Here is a 7436-nt window from a genome sequence, read left to right on the forward strand (position 1 = left end):
GGGCAGGTGTCTTATCGCGCCCGCCATTCTTCCAGCGTCAGCGCATAGGTGACGTGCGGCCGCAGATGCGGATGTGTGTCTTCCGGCACGCGCGGATGGTCGAAGTCGCGCGAAGGATCGCGCTTCAGGCCGATGCGCTCCATCACCGCCGTCGAACGGTGGTTGTCGTGGACGGCGAAGGAGACGATTTCCGGCGTTTCCTTTTCATCGAAGGCCATGACGAGCAGCGACTGCGCCGCTTCCGTGACATAGCCGTGGCCCCAGAAGCGGGTGGCGAGCCGCCAGCCGATCTCCATGGTGCCGACCGGGAAGGGGGGATCGAGGTTCATGACCGGGGAGATACCGCAGAAGCCCATGACTTCGCAGGTTTCACGCAGCTCCATGGCATAAAAGCCATAGCCGCTGCCGCGGATCATGCCGTTGATGGTTTCCAGCACGGCGTCCGCTTCCGCATGGCTGCGGCGGAAGGGGAAAAACTCCATGACCTTTTCGTCGGCGTTGATTTCGCGGAACAGGTCACGGTCGCTCTCCTTCCACTCGCGCAGAATGAGTCGTGGCGTCTCTCGGATGATCATGGAGTGACAAAATCCGTCTTGCGATAGCCCTGGATGTAGAGAAGCGCCGTCAGGTCGCCATGGTCGATGCGCATCTGCGCCTCGGCGGCCACGGCCGGCTTGGCGTGCAGGGCAACGCCTGCGCCGGCGAGATGCAGCATGCCGAGATCGTTGGCGCCATCGCCGACCGCCATCGCCTCTTCCGGCGAGATGCCGAGCCTTGCGGCAATATCGTTCAGCGCATCCACCTTGGCCTGTTTGCCGAGGATGGGTTCGGCCACGGTGCCGTCAAGTTCGCCATTGGCTTCGCCGAGCAGATTGGCGCGGTCCTCATCGAAACCCAGCATGGCGGCGACACGGCCGGTGAAGACGGTGAAGCCGCCGGAAACGAGGGCGGTATAATAGCCCTTGGCCTTCATGGTGGCGATCAACTCCCTGCCGCCGGGGGTAAGCGTGATGCGCTTTTCGATGACATCGTCGATAACCGAGACAGGCAGGCCCTTCAGCAGCGCCACACGTTCCCGCAATGCAGGTTCGAAGGCGATCTCGCCATTCATGGCGCGGGCGGTAATAGCGGAAACTTTTTCCTTCAGCCCGACTTCGGCGGCCAGCTCGTCAATGCATTCCTGGCCGATCATGGTCGAATCCATATCGGCGATCAGCAGTTTCTTGCGGCGCTGATCCTGTTCCTGGATGACGATATCGATCGGTTTTCCGACAAGCTCGGCTGCAATGGCACTGCGAGCCTGCTCGGCTGCGGTGCCGGAAGGCAGGGCGATATCGCAGGCGATGCCATCGGCCAGCCAATAAAGGCCCGATGCGTTGACGGCCTTTGCGGCCGCCTCGCCGAGGGCCGGTGTCAGAACAGGATTTGACGGATTGGCGATAAGCGTGGCAACGAGAGCCATGATGAAAAACCTTGATGAGAATTTTGATGCGATCCTGATAACCGGCCCGACGGCAAGCGGCAAGTCCGCGCTTGCGCTTCGTCTGGCGCGGGAGCGGGACGGCGTCGTCATCAATGCCGACAGCATGCAGGTTTACGACACGCTGCGGGTGCTGACCGCGCGGCCGTCCGAAGACGAGATGGAGGGCGTGCCGCATCTTCTCTATGGCCATGTGCCGGCGAGCAGCCTCTATTCAACGGGCGAATGGCTGCGGGAGATTTCTGCCCTGCTTGCGGATTTGCGCGGGCAGGGGCGTTTGCCCGTCATCGTCGGCGGTACGGGGCTTTATTTCAAGGCGCTGACGGGTGGGCTTTCCGATATGCCCGCCATTCCCGATGACATCCGCGATGGGCTGCGCGCCCGGCTGATCGGGGAGGGGGCGGCTGCGCTCCATGCGGAACTCGCACGGCACGATCCTGCCATGGCGGATATGCTGCAGCCGGGAGACGGCCAGCGTATCGTCCGGGCGCTGGAGGTGCTCAAGGCGACCGGAAAGTCGATCCGGGATTTTCAGCGCGCCAGCGGCCCGATGATCGTCGATCCCGACCGGGCGCAAAAATTCGTCGTCCTGCCGGAAAGGCCGGTGCTGCATGACCGCATCAACCGGCGTTTCGAGATGATGATGGATAGCGGGGCGGTGGAGGAGGTGGAGGCGCTTCTCGCGCTCAACCTCGCATCCGATGCCACCGCAATGAAGGCGATCGGCGTTGCCCAGATCGCCGATATGCTGGCCGGGCGCATCGGCGAGGCGGAGGTCATCGAAAAATCGGCGGCCGCGACCCGTCAATATGCCAAACGGCAGATGACCTGGTTTCGCAACCAGATGGGGGACGACTGGACACGTATCCAGCCGTGAGAGCGCCCATCAGTCTTTCCGGTAGAGACTGCCGAGCGGTTTCTTCAGCAGGCTTTCGCGGAGCGAAGGACGTGCATCGCCGGGCGGTGGGCCATTCTGTGCCTGCATCTGGAAACTCGCCTTGCGCAATTCGTTGACGGCGCCGGAGGCGGCATCGGGTGTCGCCGGATTTGGCGATGGGGAGAGCGTGCGGCCAGGCAGCATGTCCGGGCGGTAGGGCTCGTATCCCTCCGGTGCGGCCGTTCCCAGTTCCCGCTTCCAGCGGTCGATGTCGTCCGTCTCCTGTGGTGCGGCTGCCGGCTCCGGTAGATCGGAAAAGGCTGCTTCGACGCTTTGCTGGAAGCCGGTGATGACAGGCTTGGCCGTGGCGCGCATGCGGGTGACGATGTTGTTCAGATCGACCGTGTCCGGGGTTTCATGGTTCGTATGGCTGATGGTGCCGCTTGCTTTCGGCAATTTGGCCGTGGCCACGCGGTCGAAACGCATGCGCATCGGTACACTGACGGCCTCGCCGAAGGCGATGGCCTCGCCATTGCCGATGGAAGACAGAAAGGTGGTGGTCGAGGTCGATGCGTTCGGTACGGCGGAGAGAATGATCTTTTGGTCGATCTCGTTCGACAGCCGCATGGCGAAAACGGTCGAGCATTGCGACAGGATGGTCTGGTCCAGCTCGCTTGGCCGCTGGCTGATGACGCCGAGCGAAATGCCGTATTTACGGCCTTCCTTGGCGATCTGGGCAATGGATTGCCGGGTGGGGAAAAAGCCGCGCTCGGGGTCGGCAGGTACATAACGGTGCGCTTCCTCGCAGACGACAAGCATATGCAGCGAGCCGCGCGCCAGCACCGCCAGTTCGAAGGACATGCGGCACAGGACGGAGACCACCGAATTCACCACTTCGGAGGGGATGCCGGACAGCTGGAACACCGAAATCGGCTTGCCTTCCCCGGGAATGCGGAAAATATGCGCGACCGTCTCCAGAATGGTGTCGCTGATCGTATTGCTGGAGAACATGAAATTGTAGCGCGTGTCGTTGATGGCCGAGAGGATGCGGCCTTTCAGCGAGCGCAGCGCTGGTTTTTCGCCACGCCCTTCCAGCCGGCCGATACGCTCGTCGATGAGAGCGAGGAGATCGGCCATGCGATAGGGCACCGGCGTATCCGGCGTGATCGCGCTCTTGTCGGACGTGCGGCGCACGGCGGAACCATCGGTGCCGCGAAATGCCTTTTTCGCTTCCGGAACGAGGTCGCGAAGGACATCCATTTCTTCCGGCACGGGTTTGCGTCCGCGGAAAATCACTTCCGCAAATTCTTCAAGGCGCATCAGCCAGAAGGGAAGATCCAGCGTATCGGTGTCGATGACGACCGAATGATCGGGAAAGGCGGCCGCGAATTCATTATGCGGATCGAGAATGAGGACACGCAGCTTCGGGTCGGTCTCGATCGCCTTGTTCAGAAGCAGCGAGACGGCGGTGGTCTTGCCCACGCCCGTCGAGCCGACGACGGCGAAATGTTTGGAAAGCATCTGGGGAATGCTGATGGTGGCGTTGATCGTATCGTCCTGCGTCAGCCTGCCGATCGTGCAGGCGTCGCGCTTGCCGCTGTCGTAAATCTTGGCAAGATCGCTGGTGCGGATGCGATGCGCCACCGCACCCAGATAGGGGTAACGGGAGATGCCGGTGGAAAAGCGCTCGCTGCCATCCTCGGTGCGATAGACTTCGCCAATCAGTTCAACCTCGACCAGCAGCCTGTTCGGCCTGTCCGCCGCCCAGTAGTCCTCGCCGGTTCGCATGGAAAAAACCAGCGCTGCGACACGGCTCGTACCCATCTCGATGGAGATCAGGCGTCCGACGGACCAGAGCTGCGAGACATCGGTGGTGCCAGGTTCCGTTTCGGCGGCGATGGTGGCATGCGCACCGTTACAGGCGATGACGCGGCCCAGCATGCGGTTCGCCGGCTGCTGGCCGGATCGCCGTTCGTTTTCGTCCATGCGGGACGCACTATGAAACGTGTCGTTACTCACATTTTTTCCCGGTACATGCGGATGATCGCGGTGGTTCGGGCAGTATCTGCGTTCTCGATATTAAAAGATTATGCTTAACAACATGTGTATCGGCTGCGTTCGAAAATTTCGCGCAAGCAGCCTTTCAGGTAATAAAAGAAGGCGACGGCGATTTTTTCCTGCAATATGCGTTGACGGCTGGGGCTTTTGTGGCTAACACTCCGGCCCATGAAAAATCTTAACGTACTTATCGTGGTGGGACGGCGCATGGGCAGGATGGTGTAACCATCCGGCGAAAGCACCCATGCGCTGAACGAGGCTCCTCTAGGGGCCTTTTTTTATGTCTTCAAACAGGCCCTCGGGCTCCTCGATATCCAAAGCCAAAGCGGGATGGAAACAGGCAATGACGGATAAGGACAATACGGAAAACAGCAATCGCATGACAGGTGCGGAGATCGTTCTGCAGGCGCTGAAGGACAATGGCGTCGAGCACATCTTCGGTTATCCGGGCGGTGCCGTTCTTCCGATCTACGACGAGATTTTCCAGCAGGAAGACATCCAGCATATCCTCGTGCGCCACGAGCAGGGCGCTGGCCATGCGGCCGAAGGTTATGCACGCTCCACCGGCAAAGTTGGCGTTATGCTCGTCACATCCGGACCCGGTGCGACGAATGCGGTCACCCCGCTGCAGGATGCGCTGATGGATTCCATTCCGCTCGTCTGCCTGTCCGGTCAGGTCCCCACCACGCTCATCGGTTCCGACGCGTTCCAGGAATGCGATACCGTCGGCATCACGCGCCCCTGCACCAAGCACAACTGGCTGGTCAAGGACGTCAACGAGCTGGCGGGCATCATCCATGAAGCCTTCCGTATCGCGCAGACGGGTCGTCCCGGTCCTGTCGTCGTCGATATTCCGAAGGACATCCAGTTCGCCACCGGCACCTATACGCCGCCCTCCGCCGCCACCCAGCACGAGAGCTACAAGCCGAAGGTTCAGGGCGATCTGAACGCCATTCATGCCGCCATCGACCTGATGTCGAAGGCGAAGAAGCCGGTTTTCTATACCGGCGGCGGCGTCATCAATTCCGGTCCGGAGGCAACCCGGCTGCTGCGCGAACTGGTGGAGCTGACCGGCTTCCCGATCACCTCGACGCTGATGGGTCTCGGCGCCTATCCGGCTTCCGGCAAGAACTGGCTCGGCATGCTGGGCATGCACGGTTCCTACGAAGCCAATATGACGATGCATGATTGCGACGTTCTGGTCTGCGTCGGCGCGCGTTTCGACGACCGAATTACCGGCCGCATCAATGCGTTTTCGCCGAATTCGAAGAAGATCCATATCGATATCGATCCGTCCTCGATCAACAAGACGGTTCGCGTCGACGTGCCGATCATCGGGGATGTCAGCCATGTTCTGGAAGATATGGTTCGCCTGTGGCGCGCTCTGCCGAAGAAGGTTGAGAAGGCGCAGACGGCCGACTGGTGGGCGCAGATCGAGCGCTGGCGCGCCCGCAACTCCTTCGCCTACAAGAATTCCAACGATGTCATCATGCCGCAATATGCCTTGCAGCGGCTTTATGAGGCCTCGAAGGGCCGCGACACCTACATCACCACCGAAGTCGGCCAGCATCAGATGTGGGCGGCGCAGTTCTTCGGCTTCGAGGAGCCGAACCACTGGATGACCTCGGGCGGTCTCGGCACCATGGGCTACGGCCTGCCGGCGGCCATCGGCGTTCAGGTCGCGCATCCGGACGCGCTGGTCATCGATATTGCCGGTGACGCCTCGATCCAGATGTGCATTCAGGAAATGTCCTGCGCCATCCAGTACGGTCTGCCGGTGAAGATCTTCATCCTCAACAACCAGTATATGGGCATGGTGCGCCAATGGCAGCAGCTGCTGCACGGCAACCGCCTGTCCAACTCCTATACGGAAGCCATGCCCGATTTCGTCAAGCTGGCGGAAGCCTATGGCGCGGTCGGCATGTATTGCGACGATCCAAAGGAACTGGACGACAAGATTGCAGAAATGATCGCGGTCAAGAAGCCGGTCATCTTCGATTGCCGCGTCGCCAATCTTGCCAATTGCTTCCCGATGATCCCGTCTGGTAAAGCCCATAACGAGATGCTGTTGCCGGATGAGGCGACGGATGAAGCGGTTGCCAACGCCATTGACGCCAAGGGCCGTCAGCTAGTCTGAGCCGGGAGAGGAAAAGGACATGAACGCACACCTACAACCCACCGGCTCGGCCTATTTCATCCAGAAGGAAACGGCCGCCGTTGAAAACCACACGCTGTCGGTTCTCGTCAGCAACGAGCCGGGCGTTCTCGCCCGGGTCATCGGCCTGTTCTCCGGCCGCGGCTACAACATCGAGAGCCTGACGGTTTCGGAAACGGAACATGAGGCGCATCTGTCGCGCATCACCATCGTCACGCGCGGCACGCCCATCGTGCTGGAGCAGATCAAGGCCCAGCTTGAGCGCATCGTGCCGGTGCACCGGGTTCTCGATCTCACCGTTCGCGCCCGCGAACTCGGGCAGGAGCGGCCTATCGAGCGCGAAGTGGCGCTCATCAAGGTCGCCGGTTCCGGCGAGGACCGTGCCGAGACGCTGCGCCTTGCCGATGCGTTTCAGGCCAAGGTGGTGGATGCGACGGTGGAGCATTTCATCTTCGAGATCACCGGCAAGTCGTCGAAGATCGACCAGTTCGTGGCGATCATCAAGCCGCTCGGCCTGATCGAGATTTGCCGCACCGGTATCGCGGCGATGAATCGCGGCCCGCAGGGGATGTAACCTCCATATCCGGAGCCGTTGCCTTCGATACAGCCTGCGGTTCGCTGTGGGTTAGACCTGGAAAGGTTTTGAAAGCTCTCTTTCGTCATGCTCGGGCTTGTCCCACGACTGTCCGGTTTAAATTTGCGGCCATTGGAAGGCCATCTGGTTTTGGTTTGTGGGTTTGTCTGGTGGCGGGTCGAGAAGCCGATCGGTGCGTCGCCGGTGCATGAGGTTTGCGCGTACCAGCCTGGCGAAGGCGAGTGGGCTTGGCACGGTCTTCTGGTCAGCCTGCGCCAATCGCAGGAGCAGG

General features: G+C 61.0%; 6 protein-coding genes and 1 pseudogene. 3 read left to right on the top strand and 4 right to left on the bottom strand.

Going from position 1 to position 7436, the window contains the following annotated elements:
* Positions 1–11: 11 nt before the first annotated feature.
* Together PIB16_RS09210 and serB are read right to left on the bottom strand one after the other, a co-directional pair.
* Entirely contained in the window at positions 12–575 is a 564-nt protein-coding gene (locus PIB16_RS09210) for a GNAT family N-acetyltransferase (RefSeq protein WP_065655842.1), read from the bottom strand.
* Positions 572–1462, bottom strand: a complete 891-nt coding sequence (gene serB, locus PIB16_RS09215; protein WP_271045478.1) for a phosphoserine phosphatase SerB — start codon at positions 1460–1462, stop codon at positions 572–574. The genes PIB16_RS09210 and serB overlap by 4 nt, the downstream gene beginning before the upstream one ends.
* Between serB and miaA the strand changes: the two genes are divergently transcribed.
* Complete coding sequence (gene miaA, locus PIB16_RS09220; RefSeq protein ID WP_271045479.1) at positions 1461–2357, top strand: tRNA (adenosine(37)-N6)-dimethylallyltransferase MiaA; 897 nt, start codon at positions 1461–1463, stop codon at positions 2355–2357. The genes serB and miaA overlap by 2 nt on opposite strands.
* A 9-nt stretch (positions 2358–2366) precedes the next feature.
* On the opposite strand, the gene PIB16_RS09225 is transcribed toward miaA, so the two are convergent.
* Positions 2367–4376 (bottom strand): ATP-binding protein, encoded by a 2010-nt coding sequence (locus tag PIB16_RS09225; protein WP_271045480.1) that lies wholly within the window; start codon positions 4374–4376, stop codon positions 2367–2369.
* Between the two features lie 382 nt (positions 4377–4758).
* Between PIB16_RS09225 and PIB16_RS09230 the strand changes: the two genes are divergently transcribed.
* Both PIB16_RS09230 and ilvN read left to right on the top strand, forming a co-directional pair.
* The gene (locus PIB16_RS09230) at positions 4759–6552 is read left to right on the top strand and encodes an acetolactate synthase 3 large subunit (RefSeq protein ID WP_035239227.1); all 1794 of its coding nucleotides are present in this window, start codon (positions 4759–4761) and stop codon (positions 6550–6552) included.
* A 19-nt stretch (positions 6553–6571) separates the two neighbouring features.
* Positions 6572–7144: an acetolactate synthase small subunit gene (ilvN, locus tag PIB16_RS09235; RefSeq protein ID WP_003522378.1), complete on the top strand. Its 573-nt coding sequence runs from the start codon at positions 6572–6574 to the stop codon at positions 7142–7144.
* Between the two features lie 117 nt (positions 7145–7261).
* On the opposite strand, the pseudogene PIB16_RS09240 reads toward ilvN, so the two are convergent.
* Positions 7262–7436: pseudogene (locus PIB16_RS09240) on the bottom strand (IS4 family transposase); the annotation flags it as partial.

The sequence above is a fragment of the Agrobacterium sp. ST15.13.015 genome, from assembly GCF_027871645.1.
Classification (GTDB): Bacteria; Pseudomonadota; Alphaproteobacteria; order Rhizobiales; family Rhizobiaceae; genus Agrobacterium; species Agrobacterium leguminum.

What these genes read in the sequence shown, in the direction of transcription:
- PIB16_RS09210 (WP_065655842.1), bottom strand. Translation starts at nt 575, where the DNA reads ATGATCATCCGAGAGACGCCACGACTCATTCTGCGCGAGTGGAAGGAG.
- miaA (WP_271045479.1), top strand. Translation starts at nt 1,461, where the DNA reads ATGATGAAAAACCTTGATGAGAATTTTGATGCGATCCTGATAACCGGC.
- serB (WP_271045478.1), bottom strand. Translation starts at nt 1,462, where the DNA reads ATGGCTCTCGTTGCCACGCTTATCGCCAATCCGTCAAATCCTGTTCTG.
- PIB16_RS09230 (WP_035239227.1), top strand. Translation starts at nt 4,759, where the DNA reads ATGACGGATAAGGACAATACGGAAAACAGCAATCGCATGACAGGTGCG.
- ilvN (WP_003522378.1), top strand. Translation starts at nt 6,572, where the DNA reads ATGAACGCACACCTACAACCCACCGGCTCGGCCTATTTCATCCAGAAG.